At 41.0% G+C, this 17,894-nt stretch carries 16 protein-coding genes and 1 pseudogene; 13 read left to right on the forward strand and 4 right to left on the reverse strand.

The window, feature by feature from the left end; all coding sequences use genetic code 11:
- Positions 1 to 97: 97 nt before the first annotated feature.
- Positions 98 to 925, reverse strand: coding sequence for an SDR family oxidoreductase (locus JHD45_RS08370; protein WP_199476061.1), 828 nt, complete (start codon positions 923 to 925; stop codon positions 98 to 100).
- A gap of 100 nt (positions 926 to 1,025) precedes the next feature.
- Here JHD45_RS08370 and JHD45_RS08375 point away from each other — a divergent pair, with 100 nt between their 5' ends.
- Both JHD45_RS08375 and JHD45_RS08380 read left to right on the forward strand, forming a co-directional pair.
- The gene (locus tag JHD45_RS08375; RefSeq protein ID WP_199476062.1) at positions 1,026 to 1,919 is read left to right on the forward strand and encodes a LysR family transcriptional regulator; all 894 of its coding nucleotides are present in this window, start codon (positions 1,026 to 1,028) and stop codon (positions 1,917 to 1,919) included.
- Between the two features lie 192 nt (positions 1,920 to 2,111).
- Positions 2,112 to 2,357: pseudogene (locus JHD45_RS08380) on the forward strand (carboxypeptidase M32); the annotation flags it as partial.
- A 150-nt stretch (positions 2,358 to 2,507) separates the two neighbouring features.
- Here the strand turns inward: JHD45_RS08380 and JHD45_RS08385 are convergent.
- Positions 2,508 to 3,434 (reverse strand): aromatic alcohol reductase, encoded by a 927-nt coding sequence (locus JHD45_RS08385; protein WP_199476063.1) that lies wholly within the window; start codon positions 3,432 to 3,434, stop codon positions 2,508 to 2,510.
- Between the two features lie 115 nt (positions 3,435 to 3,549).
- Between JHD45_RS08385 and JHD45_RS08390 the strand changes: the two genes are divergently transcribed.
- The 4 genes from JHD45_RS08390 (at position 3,550) to JHD45_RS08405 (ending at position 8,522) form a co-directional block, all read left to right on the forward strand.
- Positions 3,550 to 4,446, forward strand: coding sequence for a LysR family transcriptional regulator (locus tag JHD45_RS08390; protein ID WP_199476064.1), 897 nt, complete (start codon positions 3,550 to 3,552; stop codon positions 4,444 to 4,446).
- A gap of 1,786 nt (positions 4,447 to 6,232) precedes the next feature.
- Entirely contained in the window at positions 6,233 to 6,892 is a 660-nt protein-coding gene (locus tag JHD45_RS08395; RefSeq protein WP_067016341.1) for a hypothetical protein, read from the forward strand.
- An 8-nt stretch (positions 6,893 to 6,900) separates the two neighbouring features.
- Positions 6,901 to 7,548, forward strand: a complete 648-nt coding sequence (locus tag JHD45_RS08400) for a class I SAM-dependent methyltransferase (RefSeq protein ID WP_199476065.1) — start codon at positions 6,901 to 6,903, stop codon at positions 7,546 to 7,548.
- 95 nt (positions 7,549 to 7,643) lie between these two features.
- Positions 7,644 to 8,522, forward strand: a complete 879-nt coding sequence (locus tag JHD45_RS08405) for a hypothetical protein (protein WP_199476066.1) — start codon at positions 7,644 to 7,646, stop codon at positions 8,520 to 8,522.
- A gap of 376 nt (positions 8,523 to 8,898) precedes the next feature.
- Here JHD45_RS08405 and JHD45_RS08410 read toward each other — a convergent pair whose 3' ends face one another.
- Positions 8,899 to 9,855: a ribonuclease Z gene (locus JHD45_RS08410; RefSeq protein WP_199476067.1), complete on the reverse strand. Its 957-nt coding sequence runs from the start codon at positions 9,853 to 9,855 to the stop codon at positions 8,899 to 8,901.
- A 553-nt stretch (positions 9,856 to 10,408) separates the two neighbouring features.
- Between JHD45_RS08410 and JHD45_RS08415 the strand changes: the two genes are divergently transcribed.
- The 5 genes from JHD45_RS08415 (at position 10,409) to thrS (ending at position 15,550) form a co-directional block, all read left to right on the forward strand.
- Positions 10,409 to 11,797 carry a TrkH family potassium uptake protein gene (locus tag JHD45_RS08415; RefSeq protein WP_233407711.1) on the forward strand — a complete coding sequence of 463 codons (1,389 nt, stop codon included), beginning with the start codon at positions 10,409 to 10,411 and terminating at the stop codon, positions 11,795 to 11,797.
- Between the two features lie 446 nt (positions 11,798 to 12,243).
- Complete coding sequence (locus tag JHD45_RS08420; protein ID WP_199476069.1) at positions 12,244 to 12,675, forward strand: GNAT family N-acetyltransferase; 432 nt, start codon at positions 12,244 to 12,246, stop codon at positions 12,673 to 12,675.
- Between the two features lie 62 nt (positions 12,676 to 12,737).
- A complete protein-coding gene (locus tag JHD45_RS08425) occupies positions 12,738 to 13,220 on the forward strand; it encodes a MazG-related protein (protein ID WP_199476070.1) in 483 nt (160 codons plus the stop codon).
- Positions 13,221 to 13,496: 276 nt separating this feature from the next.
- Positions 13,497 to 14,114, forward strand: a complete 618-nt coding sequence (locus tag JHD45_RS08430; protein ID WP_199476071.1) for an HAD family hydrolase — start codon at positions 13,497 to 13,499, stop codon at positions 14,112 to 14,114.
- A gap of 251 nt (positions 14,115 to 14,365) precedes the next feature.
- Positions 14,366 to 15,550: a threonine--tRNA ligase gene (gene thrS / locus JHD45_RS08435; protein ID WP_199476072.1), complete on the forward strand. Its 1,185-nt coding sequence runs from the start codon at positions 14,366 to 14,368 to the stop codon at positions 15,548 to 15,550.
- 58 nt (positions 15,551 to 15,608) lie between these two features.
- Here the strand turns inward: thrS and JHD45_RS08440 are convergent, their stop codons facing one another.
- A complete protein-coding gene (locus tag JHD45_RS08440) occupies positions 15,609 to 16,409 on the reverse strand; it encodes a M48 family metallopeptidase (protein ID WP_199476073.1) in 801 nt (266 codons plus the stop codon).
- Positions 16,410 to 16,655: 246 nt separating this feature from the next.
- Here JHD45_RS08440 and JHD45_RS08445 point away from each other — a divergent pair, with 246 nt between their 5' ends.
- Both JHD45_RS08445 and JHD45_RS08450 read left to right on the forward strand, forming a co-directional pair.
- On the forward strand, positions 16,656 to 17,345 hold the full coding sequence (locus JHD45_RS08445; RefSeq protein WP_199476074.1) for an AHH domain-containing protein: 690 nt from the start codon (positions 16,656 to 16,658) through the stop codon (positions 17,343 to 17,345).
- 11 nt (positions 17,346 to 17,356) lie between these two features.
- On the forward strand, positions 17,357 to 17,894 hold a 538-nt coding region (locus JHD45_RS08450), incomplete at its 3' end, for a hypothetical protein (protein ID WP_199476075.1).

The following is a 17,894-nucleotide window of genomic DNA, read 5'->3' on the forward strand; positions in this document are numbered from 1 at the left end:
TAGCCTTTTAATCATAATGGCTTGAACTTATCTTTTTGGATAGCCGTGTTTTAGCAATATTATCCTGATACAGTTTATTTAGATTAGAGTGAATATATCAGTTTTTATCTGCTGAATAAGCTAGGCTTTTTTGTTTTTCAAGTTCAGCCAAACGAGATGTTAAAGCACGGTGGATGTTGTCAAAGGCGATACTTCCTAGCGCTACGCGAAATGGCGCTTTAGGCATATCAATCACTTTAAGCATTGCCTTAACCGTATTATCAGCGTCTCCCTTAATTGGGAAATCACCATTAAACAATGCATGTCGCATTTTTTCTGCAGCGCTATTTTGATAGCTATCTAGGGAGTCAGCTAGGTCCAATCCCTTTGCAAAATTAGTTTCTGTTGGGCCGGGTTCTATGATGACACAATCAATACCATATTCATTCACCTCTTGAGATACCGATTCAATAAAGCCTTCAATCCCCCATTTACTAGCATGATATAGGCTGAAATTCGGATAGGCGACTTGTCCTCCTTCAGAAGAAATTTGAACAATACGGCCTGTATTTTGTTTGCGTAAATGAGGGAGTGCTGCTCGTATAAGCTGAATAGATCCAGTTAGGTTCGTGGCAATCTGACGGTCAATTTGCTGGTCTGTCAAAGCCTCAGCCACACCAAATAAGCCGTAACCTGCATTACTCACTACAAAGTCTATTTGGCATGCCAAGAATGCAGTATCAACGGCATTACGTACTGAATTTAGTTCGGTGAGATCTAATTGCAGCACTTGCAAGCTTTCAGGGAAACTTACTTTTAGCTCATCCAATGTTGACATTTTCCGAACGGTTGCGAAAACCTTATCACCGCGCAAAAGCGCCCGCTTTGTGAGCTTTAAACCTAAGCCTGAAGAGGCTCCAGTGATAAACCATGTTTTGTTGACCATAATACTTATTCCTTCTGATTGATGAGGACTCACTATAGAAGATTGTTATTAGTAGTTTAATGATCAATAATTCGAATGACTTGTTTAGGATTATTCAACAATGAAAAAACCATCACTCAATGATTTGGAGGCTTTTCGAGAGGTTGCACATCAGCGTAGTTTTAGCAAAGCGGCAGATCATCTTGGGGTAAGTCGTTCAGCTTTGAGCCATGTTATAAAAGGATTAGAGGCATATCTAGGCTCTCAATTGCTGAGACGTACTACTCGCAGTGTTTCCCTGACGTCAGCCGGCGAATATTTATTCTCAGGCTTATCGCCAATACTTAGTGATTTGGATCAATTGCTGTTTGATACTGGTCACGATAAAGAGCACTTGTTCGGAGAAGTTCGAATTAATGGTAGTGAGTCGGCGATAGCTTATTTATTGGAACAAATTGTCCCTACATTTCGAGAACATTACCCCAGCATCAAGCTGGATCTCGTTTGTGATGGTGAGTTAAGTGATATTACTCAAGACGGATTTGATGCCGGTATCCGGCTTGGAGAGTCTCTTCTTAAGGATATGATTGCTATTCCTCTTGGTCCTAAAGTCAGGTTCATTACCGTTGCCTCTCCTCAGTATTTAAAGCGATATCCTATCCCAATAACACCTAGTGAGCTTAATCATCACCATTGTATTCGCCAACGGTTACCGAGTGGCAAACGTTATCATTGGGAGTTTTTTAAAAGTGGGCAGTCTGTAACCGTTGATGTGCCGGGTGATATTTCATTAGACAATAACAATTTGATGGTCAGTGCGGCTACACAGGGAATGGGAATCGCATTTGTCCCTGAAAATTATGCTAAGGAACAAATAACCTCAGGCAACTTAATCAAAGTTTTAGAAGACTGGTGTCCTGAATATCTTGGATTTCATATCTATTTTCCTCGCTACCGTCACATGTCTAAAAGTCTCAGGGCATTTGTTGATGTGATAAAAGAACATAATTATTAAAAGAGGCGTTACTTTATCGTCCGTTACATAACAAAAAGTAGAGCAACAATATAACCATGTTGCTAAGGGATTCATTCTCCCTTTTTTACTCACTTTGGGGTTAGGTTGCCTCGACCGAAATGCTTTACAAACATCTAGCGCTATTACATTAACCATGTAGGTTACTTTTAGCATTAAACAGACGGCGCTTTAGGCTATTTCCCAAGCTACACATTAGGCGCCATGTACGCCGCCCAATACAAAGCCACCATGATACAAAACGTCGACTTCGACGCCGCTATCCAAAGTGGCGACCTAAACCCAATCTTCCAATGGCTCAGCGACAACATCTGGTCACAAGCCTCGCTTCACACCACAGATGAACTCGTCAAACGCGCCACAGGGGAAGTATTAAATGCAGCGCATTTTAGAAAACACTTAGAAGGGCGGTATTTGTAACGAAGCGGCCCTCAAGAGGTGAACCTTCCTCTCTAGTTGCTAACATGTGTTTCCAATTATATCGTCAATGAATCAGGCCAAAGCTGCTGACCATACTATAAAGCCGTGATCATTATTCACTGATCACGGCGACTAATGGCTAATAGATAATTATGCCAATTTTTCTATTAACCAATTTTTAGTATTTTTAGTTTCAATGCCTTTTTTAAAATTGTAAGTTTTATCGATGTTCCACCACATACCATCACCGAGTGCAAAAGCAGTGCGGTACCGTAGCATTTGATCGTCAGGGTTTTTAGCAAGCTCACTTTGCAACCAGTCTAAATTGAACACATGTCGCTTAATGCGCTTATTAGTGGTGTTATCAACGATCTCTGCTAATTCGCCATAACTCAGGGTATCTCCGGCAACAAATACCACTTCATTAATGATTCGTGGCGACTCTAACAATATTTCTGTGGTTAACTGACCAATGTCTTCGGGGGCGGTGACCGTTATCTTATTCTCCCAACTGCCCAGCGCATTGATATAGCCTTGTTCGAGGTTCACCACATCCAAAGCGGGTTCAAACAGAAAACTGGTAAACATGCCAGTTGAGACAATTACCCACTCAGTGTTCTTTTGTTGTCGCAGCATCCCTCTTACTTCATATTGCTCATCGAAAACTGGTTGACCACTTCCTATACCTACTACGTCATAATCTACACCAAATTGCCACGGAAAATAGCGTGCAACATTAGCCTCAAGAACAGCCTGTGTAATTTTCTTTTGAGTACCAAGGCCGGCAACAAAGCCAGTACAATTGATAATTGTGTTAAAATCGGCAAAAAAGGCAACTAACGCTTGATGATTAATATTCGCTAAATCAAAACTCTTAAACTTCACACCCTGATCAGAGAACCTTTTTAATGACTCATCGGTTGGGGTCGTACCATGCTCAAGTGAATCTGGTGAAACTAAAACCGTTACGTCTCCACCTAGTGCAGATACTCGTGGTTGTAAGGCATTAAGAACGGCTAGACCTAGTTGACCCGCACCTATAATAAGTATGTCTTTTACATTTATATTGTGATTCATAAAATCTTTACTCTCTGCTTATTATCTCAGATTGAGAGTGTAATTTAGATTATTATAAGTGATAATAGCTAAATTTTGGTTAAACTGTTCTTGAATTTGGAATAATAGAGGGTTTATGGATCGCTTAGAGGGCATGAAAGTATTTGTCCAAGTAGTCGAAGCTAGTCATTTTGGGAAGGCGGCTGAGGCTCTTAGTATGCCTAAGTCGACTGTTTCAAGGATAGTAAAAGAGATGGAAGACTATTTAGGTGTAAGGCTGTTGCAACGCACCACACGTAAGTTAAGTGTGACACCCGATGGGGAGAACTATGCGGTGCAATGCCGACATATACTAGCAGAAATTGCAGCGATCGAATCAAACTTCCCAAATAAAGCAGGAAAGCCGAAAGGCAGGCTCAAAGTAAGCATCCCCACGTCATTAGCTCACCATTCTATACTCCCCGTGATTAGCCAGTTCATTCATCAATATCCAGATATTGAACTGTTACTTTGCACCAGCGACCAAAATGTCGACTTATTTCATGATGGCTATGATTGTGTCATTCGATCTGGTGAAATTGAAGACTCAACATCACTTGTTGCGCGACCACTCACCGTTTCATCCTGGGTGGTTGTTGCAGCGCCCACCTATATAAAACGTTTTGGAAAACCAAAGGATTTAGATGATTTAACTAACCATTACTCAATAGGCTATCTAAGCCAAAACACGGGCCGTGCGATTAATTGGCATTTTCTTGATAATGAAGAGAACGTTAAAATTCAAATACGGGAAGCGCTGACGGTCAATGATACTGATACCTATATCAACTGCGGCTTGCAGGGCTTAGGTTTAATTCGTATCGCAAGCTATTTGGCACAACCCTACATCGACAACGGTACATTGATAAGAGTCCTTGAACAGTATCAATCTCCGGTTATGTCTTTATCTCTCGTTTATCCTCAAAATAAGCATTTAAAACCGTCATTTCTAGTGTTTGCAGATTGGGTTAAATCTGTTTTAGCTAAAGAATAGCACTTAGACGATCAATTTTTAGTCAGTCAAAGTTGATAAAAATGGATTTTCCAGATTTTAATAGACAGTAATAGGGCACAAATACATTACAAACACCTAGCGCGATTACATTAACGGTATAGGTTATTTTTAGTGCAAGACCGACGGCGTATTTTAGAAAGCACTTGGAAGGGCGATACTTGTAATGGATTTGTTCCTTCCCCTTTTTTAAGGGGTAAGGTTAGGATGGGGTTGTTCTTTGGGTCTTCCGGTGTATTTGTTTCCACTCAATTACTTTGAGCTGCTCGTTTATTCCGCTTTTTAATTCAGGAACGGCTGAGCGGGTAACTTTTGTCTAGCGACACAAAAGTAACCAAAAGGTCGCTTTTAAGAGCAGCGCCTCGTTTCCTCATGGAGACATCATGTTGTCAATGCAGAGCCTTATCAAGGCATAGAGTAGTTTTGAGGATAGGGGACAGAGCATTTTTAACTGACTCTGAAACGCCATAGGGTCGCGCAACTTTGTTGCGTCGAAGACGATTTGTAGGTTGGACTTCAGTCCAACAATAGTTACCTGATTGGATTAGGAGTCGAACACCTTTTCGACCTGATCCAAGCTAACTATTCTGATGTGCTTTCATGAAAAGGGCTTTGACCCCGCTGGTCAAACACAGAAGGTGAGGGTGACTAATCACCAAGTCCCTTCCCCTTTTTTAAGGGGAAGGCTAGGATGGGGTTATTTGGTGTTGCCGATTTGATGGTATTCCTCTGATTAGCTTGGTTTTGGCGAGTTCAGTTCCGCTCTGCTGAGCGGGTAACTTTTGTCTAGCGACACAAAAGTAACCAAAAGGTCGCTTTTAAGAGCAGCGCCTCGTTTCCTCATAAAGATATGATGTTGTCAATGCAGAGCCTCATCAAGGCATAGATTGGTTTTGAGGATAGGGGACAGGGCATTTTTAACTGACTCTGAAAATCCATAGGGTCGCGCAACTTCGTTGCGTCGAATCCGCTTCTACGGCTTGATTACCGTCATCCAAGCTAACTATTCTGATGTGCTTTCACGAAAAAGGCTTTGGCCCCGCTGGTCAAGCACAGGAGGTGAGGGTGACTAATCACCAAGTCCCTTCCCCCTTTTTTAAGGGGAAGGTTAGGATGGGGTTATTTGGTGTTGCCGATTTGATGATATTCCTCTGATTAGCTTGGTTTTGGCGAGTTCAGTTCCGCTCTTCTGAGCGGGTAACTTTTGTCTAGCGACACAAAAGTAACCAAAAGGTCGCTTTTTTAACGAGAAGCGTGTGATCGACGTTTTATACAACTTACTTTCTCGGTACGCTTTAGGCTGTAAGGCATAGATTGGTTTTGAGGATAGGGGACAGGGCATTTTAAACTGACTCTGAAAATCCATAGGGTCGCGCAACTTCGTTGCGTCGAAGCCGCTTCTACGGCTTGATTACCGTCATCCAAACTAACTATTCTGATGAGCTTTCATGAAAAGGGCTTTGACCCCGCTGGTCTCTTATTTGAAAATAGATTAGAGTGTAAGGATTGCGTATAGGAAGACGAAAGTCACATATTTCTCCCCCTCCTGATGCACGGTTATTAGGCAAAACAAGCGTGCTTGTTTTGGTCGAAGTCTGAACGCTTATCATTATGAATAACTTTATATAAATCATGGTGTTAGTTAGATTTATATAAATGGCTAAGGCTAGAATAACACGCACACCGATTTATGGGATAAATGCGCATGCGCACTATAGAATAACTATACAAGTGGATATTGTCGCCCAGATTTTGGATACGGAAAAATATGCCATCACCAGAAAACTACAATCAAATGCTCTCAAAGTTGGGAAAGTGGACGTTTCTTTGCACTCTAGTTTTTCTCATCGCATTGCGTTTCTTCGAACTGGTTCCAAAAGTTGAAATTGACAGATCACTAGCACCTCCGATCAAAGATTATAAGGAGTTGATAGAATGGTTATTTTCGTTTGGCGCTATACCTTTGATTGGTGCTGTCATAGCATGGTTATGTAGCAGTATTTTTGAAGTACATAACAAGCTATCCAAAATAATTCTATTACGATATTTATGGGATAGACTTTTTATAGTTGCTCCTATGTTAAAAAGGACTGGATTATCACAGAAGCTTAATCGGGCGCGAGTGAAGGAAATAATGAACGGCCTTTACTATCCAGAAGTAAAAAATATCGATCAACATTACGTCCATATTTTTTGGCGTTATGCGCTACAATTTTGGATTGTTTTTGAGCACTTTCTGGTAGTGTTAATAACAGTGATTACATTGTGGGCCGTCAATCGCTCTATTCCTGATAAAGGCCTCCTTATTTACTTGGCGTTAGTGTTCTTTATTGCTGTGGTGCATTGGTTATTCGTAGTTACTAATAAGTCAAAAGATCAATCAGACCAAATATCTAGTCAGACTATACGGTCTTTTTTTAGAACTTAGGGATGAATATGCGTTACAAAATTAAGGGAGAAGAGATCAGGACTGAAAATGCAGCCAAACCTAGTAGCCAGAAATCTTCAGTTGTAGATGACTATATCGGAGGTATCTTAAATAAGCCTTCGATACTCGACTTTGGGTGCGGAAAACTTCGATATTCTGATACTCTCGCATTGGTTGCATCTAAAGTTACATTCGTAGACTCCGAAATCCAGCTTAATAGAGAGCAGAGTGTACGAGGTGAAAGAACTACTGTAAAAAATTACGTTAAGTCAAATTATAGTGGCTGTAAAACAGTCCCCTATGAAAGTTTAGATAAACATAGGTCTAAATATGATGTAATTACATGTACTAATGTTCTGTCGGCAATTCCTTGTAAAAGGATGATAGCTGACGTGCTGGAGCATATAATTAGGCTTCTAAGAAAGGATGGCTTTGCCATTTTTGTAAATCAACATAGAAGTTCTTATTTTAGTAAATATGAATCCGGAGAGAAAATGTTACATGGATACTTATATTCTGGATCAAAAGGCTCGTCATACTATGGAATTCTTGACAAACCGGTGATTGAGCGGCTTCTAAAAAAGCATGGGTATGAGATTATTAAAACTTGGGTCGTCGGTGAAAGTACATTTACAGAGGCAAGACCAAATAGTTAACAAAGCTAGTCACGGCGACGTCTTTTTCGTTGCGGCTTTGCCTCCACTACAAAAGCTGCGTGTGGCGGCGTTATACCTTTAAACGGAAGTAACCAATGATTATGAAATGTCTAGTTTGGTTTTGGATAACTTTGCGTAAATTGGCGCCATATTTGATTTTTTTAGGCTTCGGTATTTTATGCTGGCGTTGGTTTTCATTTTCAAATCAAGCTCAAGCGGATTTAGCGGAACCGATAATTAATGGTGTGATTGCTGGTGTGGTCACATCATTGCTGATTCTGATATTTTCAGTGGTTTGGCGCTCTAATATTACTCCTTGGCTTGAAAACTTACTTTACAAAGATACCAAGATTGAAGGTGTATGGAATGGGGTGCTAGTTCCATTTATTGGGATAGAAGAAATTGATAAAAGAAGAATTAATATTGCCTTTGGCGTTGTCGAGCGTCGGCGACGTAGAAGAAAGAGTCCAAGCGAAGAACCTGATGAGAAAAATGATACTAATAAATCACTTAGTGTTGCGGCTTCTGCTCAAGAAAAAGAAGGTGAGAGAGATATAGAAGCTGAACTTATTATCAAAGGTGCTCCTGATGTCGAAAACGGAGAAAATCAAGACGAATTAATTGATAGAAAGTTTTTTTTTAAAATTGGTTCGGGTATGTCGCCAATAGAGGTCAGAGTTGAAATTAAGCGTGTTGGGCACTCCGTCAGGGGGCAGATTGTAGAGATTGGCGGAGCAAGTGATATTCATACCTACGGCTTTACTGGTTCATTTAAGAACTTAATTTTAACTGGAGAATACGAAAATCAAGATTGCGCTCATATTGATCGTGGTAGTTTAAGTTTAATGTTGCGTGAGAATGGCCGCAGTTTGGAAGGTTTTTTTTCATCTTATGCAGATGGAGACCACAAAATGGCTCCTTTTAAATGCGTACTTAAAAGACAAGACCGTAGTGCAAATTCTGAGCGGGTATAACAAATTGCAGCAGTTAGCGCCTACGGCGCCGGACGCTCGTACAAAGCGCTACATCACAAGAGAAGAATCAAGTTTTATGGCGTTAAGCGAGTTCGAAATTTCATAAAGTGAAAAGGCAGGTGACGCCTTTTTAGAAAAGACCTCCTATTCATATTAGGAACCAATTTGATCTGGGTTGGCGTTTAGAAAACCAGTCTGTTTATATCTACGAAACGCGTCCGGTTTGGAAGAATCCATCCGAATATCAAACCGAACTCAATAGGGTTGCCCATAAGTCAGCCTGTGCCACCTATAAGTCAGCCGGTGTTGTTGATTTCCAAAAAATTAAGGCTGTTTATTTTGATTTGGTTATAGGTGTAGGTTTGGGCGGCTTTCCCTAAACTTTCTTTAACTCACCTGATTTGTTCAGCTGGTACTCGTCAAGGTCATTGGCAAGATATAGCCTACCTGAGTAACAGGCTTTGGCTTCTTGGTAAATATCCTCTATGGAGGGAGATGCGTTGGGGTTGGATTGGTAGCGCGGGCTAAAGTGTGTCAGCACTAAATTAGGAATATTGGTGCGCTGAGCAAATTCCGCCACCTGCTCAGCATAACTATGACCATAGCTATTTCCCGCTTTTTCGGCGATTTCCTTTGTATAAGTGGCTTCATGAACAAGCACGTTTGCCCCGTGACTAAATTGCGATAGCCGTTCAGGCTGGTCATTATCTCCTGCAATAATCATTTTGCGCGGGTGCTTATCGTATAGCAGGTAGTCGTTACTGCTGAGCAATTTGCCATTATGCTCAATATCCTGCCCCTTTTTTAATTGTCCCCAAAGTGGGCCTCTAGGGATGCCATGTAACGCCAACTTCTCAACGTCCAAACTAGGGTTGATATCTTTCTCAGTAAAGCTATAGGCATAAGATGGTACTCTATGGGAAAGCGCTTCTGTCTCCACTCGCACGTTTCTGAAATCGACAGACGGTAAATCATCTGAGCCTATGAACTCTAATGCAAACGGCAAATATAACTGGGTATGCTGTTGCGTGGCCTCGACCCATTCTTTCACACCACTTGGAGCAATAATCTTCAGAGGCTCTTTTCGGCCACTCATTCCCGCGCTTGCGAGAATGCCCGGTAGGCCATAACAGTGATCACCATGAATATGGGTGATAAAGATGGCTTGCAAGGAGTTGGCTGACAAATTGGTATGCAGAATTTGATGCTGTGTTCCTTCCCCACAATCGATAAGATACCAGCCACTGCCTTTTTCTTCACGAACGGCGATGCCTGTCACATTCCTAGTTTTAGTAGGAACACCAGATGACGTTCCAAGAAAGACTATATTCATTAAAACCTACCCTAATCGCTACCAGCACTCGCTGAGAGATCTAAAAAGCAGTGTAAAGATACAGGCTATTTTTACTTTGGCAAATAAAATGCTCATTACTGTGAACGAAATATCACTTAATATGTTGATTTTTCATAGTATTTTAATACAAATGGTGGAGAATCTGAAATAGTCAGGGAGCCATTGTGATCAGCGGGGCACTTAGGGAACGAACATCTTTTTAGGCCAGCTAACTTTATGATGTGTTTGAATCGAAAAAGGCGTTGACCTTGGTGACTGATGGCTGTCGCTGTCCCTTTCTTCAAGGGGCTAGGGTGGGGGATTTGGTGTTTTTAGCCGAGTTAACGTTTTACTCAGGTCTTTATCGGTATTTTTTTACGGTTTTTTTACGGCTATTCTCGTTCTTTTTCTAGATATTTTATGCCTTAAAAATTTATTATAGCGCGCACTAATGTAAAGGCTCACAGGAGCAGGTTTGTAGATGGGAAATAGTTCTAGGTTTAGCACAATATTGCATTTGTGCAGTTTTTTGGTGCTTCTTTATAGTCTCTCTATGCTGGTTCCCATTCTTATCAGCTTTATCTACGGAGAAAATGAGCTACATGCTTTTTTGATTACGTTTGCTATTGCTTTTTCGATTGGTTTGATAGGCTGGAAAGCAACGGATGGCGGTGATAAGAACCTAAGAACCCGAGATGGTTTTATGGTTGCTGTTATTTTCTGGGTTAGCTTTTCTATCATTAGTACCTTGCCCTTGTACCTTGATCGTCGTCTTGGTCTGTCAATGACGGATGCTCTTTTTGAAGGGATCTCAGGCATTACAACGACAGGGGCGTCTGTTCTTAGTCACATTGATACTTTGCCTAAGTCCATTTTGTACTACCGTGCTCAACTCAACTTTCTTGGTGGACTAGGGATCATCGTTTTAGCGGTTGCCGTCATGCCGTTTCTGGGGATAGGGGGAGCAAAGCTTTATCAGTCTGAAATGCCTGGCCCTATGAAAGAGGAGAAATTGACACCTAGGCTGGCTGATACCGCTCGTAACTTATGGGTGATTTATACAGCAATGGCTGTATTGTGTGGATTGTCCTATTACGCTGCAGGGATGAACTGGTTTGATGCCTTGTGTCATAGTTTATCGACAGTGTCTCTGGGGGGATTCTCTACCCATGACGACAGTTTAGGATATTATCATAGCGCACCGATTGAGATAGTGGGCGGCGTGTTTTCCATTTTAGCGGCACTTAACTTTTCTCTTTATTATATCGTTATTTTGAATCGTAGCTTTAAGCCTATCTTTAAAAATTCGGAAGTCCGTTTTTTTATTTTAGTCTTATTTATTATAGTCAGTATTGTGTGTCTTGAGTTGTATCGAACAGGCACGTTTGATGCTAAAGACTCGCTTGTTCATGGGTTTTTCCAAGCTGTGTCAATTATGACGGATAATGGACTAGGGGCGGCGAATTTCCCCCATTGGCCTGCTCAAGTTGTGTTGCTACTTATGGGGGCGAGTTTTTTTGGCGGTTGTGTTGGTTCTACTTGTGGTGGTATCAAGGCAATGCGTTTTCTCCTTCTGTATCGCCAAGGATCAAGAGAAATCGATCAGTTGATCCATCCAAATGCTGTTTATCAAATCAAGGTTGGGGGTGACTCTGTCTCTGATAGGGTAATTCAGTCGGTATGGGGGTTGTTCTTTCTCTTTATTTTCTTTTCTTGCGCCTTTATATGGGGATTAGTCGCAATGGGGTACGACTTACCCACTGCATTTGGCACAGTCGCTGCCTGTATCAATAATATGGGGTTTGGCTATGGTGAGACGGCATCTGGTTTTGGTGGTTTGACAGATCCAGCAAAATGGTTGATGTGTGTTGCGATGATCTTTGGTCGTTTAGAGATTTTCCCCGTTCTTATCGTATTATCTCGAACCTATTGGCGCTTCTAATACTCTCTTGTTACTTGATGTATGAAGCGGTGATTTGTTCAACTGATACTCGTTAAGGTCATTGGTAAGATATAGACTGAGACTTTTGCACGACTACTGTGCTTGCCAATACTTTGTTAAAAACAGACTCAAAATGCTCATTTATCGCTATAAACTCCGCTTTCTCGTCTTTTTTTGCCGCGTCTTGGCGTCGCTCGTGACATCGTGCAAAGGTCTCAGACTACCTGTATAACAAGCTTTGGCCTTATGAATAAACACGTTTGCCCTATGGCAATTTATCGCTGAGTAGTCTGTAACGACTGTAATGGGCGTCTTATTAGTGTTCAAAACGCCCCAATCCACTTTCTTGCATTCAAGAAAAGTATGATATGTTGAATCATACGAGCCTGTGTTATTGAGCCGTTAACATACTCATTTATTCCATCTAGCTGTTAAAGGGAGAAAAAGTGGAAGTCCAATATTTAGAGAAAAACTCTGATTATGCATCCGTACTGGAAGTGTTGTTACAACTTCGTACGACTTATAATGTCGATTCTTTGTCTGCTCAAATCGACAAACAGCAATCGAATGGCTATCAAGTCGTCTATGTTAAATCATCAGAGGGTGTGTTGGCTGTCGCTGGGTTCAGCGTTGGTGAAAAACTCGCGTGGGGTAAACATATTTATATCGAAGATTTGGTTACCAACACTGAGTTTCGTTCCCGTGGTGTGGGTAAGTTTTTAATGGATTGGTTCAAATCCTATGCTTTGGAAAAGGGTTGTGGACAAATTCACTTAGATTCTGGTGTTCAGCGTTTTCCCGCACATAAGTTTTATTTACGTGAAGGTTTCAATATTGCAAGTCATCACTTTTCAATGGTTGGCATACAAAAAAGCTAACTGAGGGCTTTAGCCAGCTTGTATATCAGACGTTTGTACCATCAGATGAATAAGGTCTCTAGATGAGTGATAGAGTAAAAAACGCTTTGAGTTGGCTTAAGGGAATATTGGAGTCAGAAGGCATTGGCTACCAGATTGTTGGAGGGCTGGCGGCAACCATTCACGGCGGCAGTCGAGAGGTTGTCGATATTGACCTGTATATCCGTAATTCAGACGCCAACAAACTGTTAACTAGGGTTTCTTCATATCTTGCAAAGCCTTTAATGCGCTACACTGAATATAGCTGGGATTTAGAGTATTTTCAGCTAATCTATCATTCACAAAAAATAGAAATTGGCTTATCTCAGGAGACTCGAATTCAATCAGTCGTCGATGGCTCGTGGCACAGGTTGGAAATAGACTTTTCTAAATCAATACCACTATGCTATCAAGGCATCGAAGTGCCCGTTATCCCTAAAGACGAATTAATTAAGTATAAACGTTTACTTAACAGGGAAGTGGATATAATCGATATACAAGAGCTAACCTTAAATTCAGCGTTGTAAAATAGACTGATATGCGCAAAAATTAATAATTATAAAAAATGAACGATTTATATGAATATCAAGAGAATGCGATTTAGATTAAAGAGTATTCCATTCGTCACGCTGGTACAAAATTTTATTCTAAAGTGACATTAGTACTCACGGTGAATAGTCGATGGTTTAAAGAAAATAAAAAGTCATCTTTTTGACATAACGTCTCGATAAAATCCTCGGTAAGATTGGTTTTTTCTATGATGGGCTGCTTTACGGCTGTGCCAATATGACGAAGGTGAATAGATGCAACTAGGCAACATTAAGAACGTCGTGTTTGATATAGGCAATGTGATGGTTCGTTGGTCTCCTATCGAGGTAGTAAGGTTGACTTTCGGTGACATGGAAGATCTGGAGCAGTATGCAAAAGACCTTTTCCATAGTCGTATCTGGGCGGACCTGAATAAAGGACTAGTGACTGAAGCAGAAGCCAAGCATCAATATCAGGCGTCCATGGGGTTGTCTGAGTTAGAGTGTGAGCGACTGTTTTATTATGTCAAACACTCCCAGATTTTGTTGTTTGGATCCGTCGATTTGCTGAAGCGTGTGAAAGCGGCAGGCTATGGTGTTTACGCACTCACCGATAATGTGGTTAAGACGGTGGAGTATCTACAGTCCACTTATGACTTTTGGTCAGAATTTGATGGCGTCGTTGTATCAGCTAATATTGGTGTTATGAAGCCTCAAGCAGAAATTTACCAGTTATTGTTGTGTCAATATGACTTAACAGCCTCTGAAACCGTTTTTATCGATGATATGTCCTATAACGTAGAAGGGGCTGAAGCGGTTGGTATGTCAGCCATACAATTTAAAAATGCAGAGCAATGTGAGTTAGCGTTAAAGGAACTAGGGCTGAGCTTCTAGACGGATCGGTACCATTTATTTTTAGTTGTTGTCATCATGACGTTTAAGTGATAAAAATATTGGTTATGAACCGATTATTTTGTTTTTTCAAAGGCAACACCGCTACCACCACGACCACAAGGTTGTTTGGAGGGTAGTTGCTGTTTGATTAAAAAAGCCCTCTGAGCGAATTGCCAGAGGGCTTTTTTAATGTCTATTTCTTGTTATTCGCTCAGAGTTTTTCACTCAATGTCTTTCATTAGGAGAAAGAAATGAAAACTCATCGCGAACTAGCAGAACAGCTCGATCTATTTCACTCAGAACAGCAAGCCCCCGGAATGCTTTTTTGGCACCCGAATGGCTGGCATTTGTTCCAAAAGATACAAGAACATATGCGACGCTGTTATCGCCAATATGGTTTTAAAGAAGTGCGTACTCCTCAGCTTATGAAAAAGTCCCTGTGGCAGATTTCAGGTCATATGGCTATGTATGCAGACGATATGTTCTTTGGTGGCGAGCAAAACGGCGATCAAGAATATGCGTTGAAACCGATGTCTTGTCCTGCTCATATACTGATGTATAAACGGGGTGTACACAGCTACCGTGATTTACCACTTAGGCTGTTTGAATTTGGTCTAGTGCATCGTAATGAATCGTCGGGGTCGTTAAATGGTAGCCTACGTTTACGACAGTTTACTCAAGACGATGCCCATGTTTTTTGTGCTTGGTCTCAGGCTAAACAAGAAATCTGCTTATTTCTTAAGCGCGCTAAACAAATATATAACGACTACGGTTACCAAGCCTTAGAGGTGAAAATCTCCACTCAACCAGAGCAGGCTCTAGGTGATGAGGCGACTTGGCGCCGAGCGGAGGAGATACTTAAGTCGGCTTGTCAGGCAGAAATGGTACCCTATGAGATCCAAGTCGGTGAGGGGGCGTTTTATGGTCCGAAAATAGAGCTAGCATTACAAGACGCCATGGGAAGAATTTGGCAATGTGGAACGGTCCAATTGGACTTCAATTTGCCAGAGCGCTTTGCCCTAGAATTCAATAATGACCAAGGCGAAGTGGAACGCCCCATTATTTTGCACCAAGCAGTATATGGCTCGATAGAACGATGGATCGGCATACTACTCGAAGTGTCGCAAGGTGTATTGCCTGAATGGGTGCATCCACAACCCGTTGCACTAGTGACAGTGGATGATTCCGTCTTAGACTACGCTAATCAAATACGCGTCAACCTAGAGCAACAAGATATCAACGTTTTATGTGAGTTTGGTGACCACTCTGTTGGTCGTAAAATTAAACGCGGCTTTGAGCTGAAAATCCCCAATATCATTATCATTGGCGCGCAAGAAGCCAAAACAGCGAGCCTCTCTATCCGGCGGGGTAAGCAGATAGAGGTCATCAAGGAAAACGAACTGGTGTCGTTTTTGAAAGCCAAACAAGGTAGATAAAAGGGGCGTATTATGACCAGCGAAACCAGATAGGCCGCCAAGCAATTGGCGGCCTTTTCTATGCGCTGCATTGCGCCTGTTTATGTTTAGCGACCAAGGCTTCATAAATGGCGAGGTTGTTAGGCATATTGTTTCGTAAATGTTGAATACGAGAAGCATTGGCAGGGTGGGTCGATAATAATTCAGGTGTTTGACTGGTACTGCCCTGACTCATATTTTGCCATAATTTAACGCTTTCTCTCGGATCAAACCCCGCTTTTGCCATGTATTGTAAGCCGAGTAAATCCGCTTCTGATTCTTGTGTTCGGCTAAACGGCAAAATGATACCGATTTGCGCCCCAATGCCCAAGGCTTGGAAAAGCGCTTTTTTCTCTGCGGATTCTTCACCACTGACTTGATAGCCTAAGGATAATAATTGGCTAGTGGCGAGTTGTGTTGATAGTCGTTCATTACTGTGTCTTGCTATCACATGGCCGATCTCATGACCAATGACGGCGGCTAATTGGGATGGGTTTTTCGCAACCTTCAATAGCCCCGTGTATACCCCAATTTTATAACCGGGTAAGGCAAATGCATTAACCTGCTTATCGTTAAATAACACCACTTCCCATTTTTGACTGCGGTATGGGGCGGGTAACACTGCAATGATGGCGTCTGCAACGCACTGCACTTCTTGGTTGAGTTTTGCATTAGAAGAAGCTGGTGTTTCTTGTTTCATAGATGAAAAAGATGCTACACCCATTTTATTCATCTCGCTATCAGGTAACACCGCAAACTGCTTACGCCCTGTTGGAGATGAACTGCAACCTGAGATGGCGACCAACATCACCACCAGTATCACCTTAGAAAAAAACGACATAACCTGCACTTGATACCGCCTTGTAAAACTGCATGGATTGTTGGAATAGCAGACATTATAGAGAAGGCGGCCTAAATGTGGCAATGTAGTTGTTTAGCGAGACGCTATGGCGTTTCAAAGTCATTGAGTTTGAACGGAAGGACTAGCTGGTAAACTGCTGTCTTGTATCGTATTATTGCGTTGTTCTTGGATGCTTTCTAGTAATGTTGTATTCAGCTTACATTGCAGATATAAAAGGAGATTACTTTGCAACCATTCGCTATCTATCCTCAACCTGATCGCCCATCTAATCCTACTCCTCTAGAAATGGCTATTTACAATTATGAGCTAAAAGCCAAAGCTTTTTATGATAAAAAAGCAAAACTGAAAGGTTCGAAAGATGCAGAAGTCATTAATAGATTAAATCAAGACTATAATCATCTTGAAAAAGAGCGTAAGAGGTTGGAGTCTATTACTGTGATACAAGAATCTTTAGACGCGTACAGAGCTGCTAACGAATTATCGGATGAAGAAACTTTATTTAAAGAAAATCACCATCCAACTACTAAACTTGCTAGATTTTTGACTGCGATTGGAGAGCCTAAGCCGACAGTTAAGCATGAAGCTCATCATATAATTCCAGGAAAAGGTCGTTTCGCAGCAATGCCTCTGCTTAGAGCTCGCTTACAATTACATGCTCATGGAATAGGGATCAATGATCCTATGAATGGGGTGTGGTTATATGGTACTGAGAAGGGTAAAGATTTTGATTGGGCAACGGCTGATACTATTTCCCATCGACGTCTACATAGACATAACTATGAGTTGTGGATATCGGATACATTAAGAGTTCAAGTTAATAAAACCCAATATGTGAATTTGTTGAGACAAGTTAAATTAAAGATTAAAATGGGAACAATGCCACAGAATGTAATGATGCCTAAAAATAAGGCTTAGGATGGTGATTTTTGATTTACGTTCCAAGAAACTATGAAAATGTATGTGATATAATTGACTTTGACTATTTTAAAGTAGCGGAAAAAATCAAACCCAAAATGAGAAGTGGTATCAATCCATTACATTATTTGATGAATATACATCATGAAAATAATACTTTATCTGAGGTTTGGCCTGAGACTATGCACTTTAACTATTTGCTAGATGCTAAGGAGGCCAACTTTGATATTAATATTCTTGCTGGTCTAATTGTTTTTAGTGAAAAAGCACATGATACATTATTCAAATTACTTTCTTTGTATGGTGAGTTTTTGAAAATTAATGTTGAAGGAGATTTAAAATACCTTTTCAATCCTCTTGTATTTGGTGAAGAAGATTTGATTTTAAGTGAAAGGGATTATTTTGATGGGCTTCCTGTTGGCTATAAAAGCATTGTTTTTAAAAGTGATGATGTAGATAAAAAAGCTATTTTTAAGAGTAAGCTAGGAGGTGCGGAGTTTTATTGTAATGATGCATTTGTTAATGCCTACAACACTCACAGTTTAACCG

The sequence above is a fragment of the Marinomonas spartinae genome (genome assembly GCF_016461715.1).
GTDB classification, from domain to species: domain Bacteria; phylum Pseudomonadota; class Gammaproteobacteria; order Pseudomonadales; family Marinomonadaceae; genus Marinomonas; species Marinomonas spartinae_A.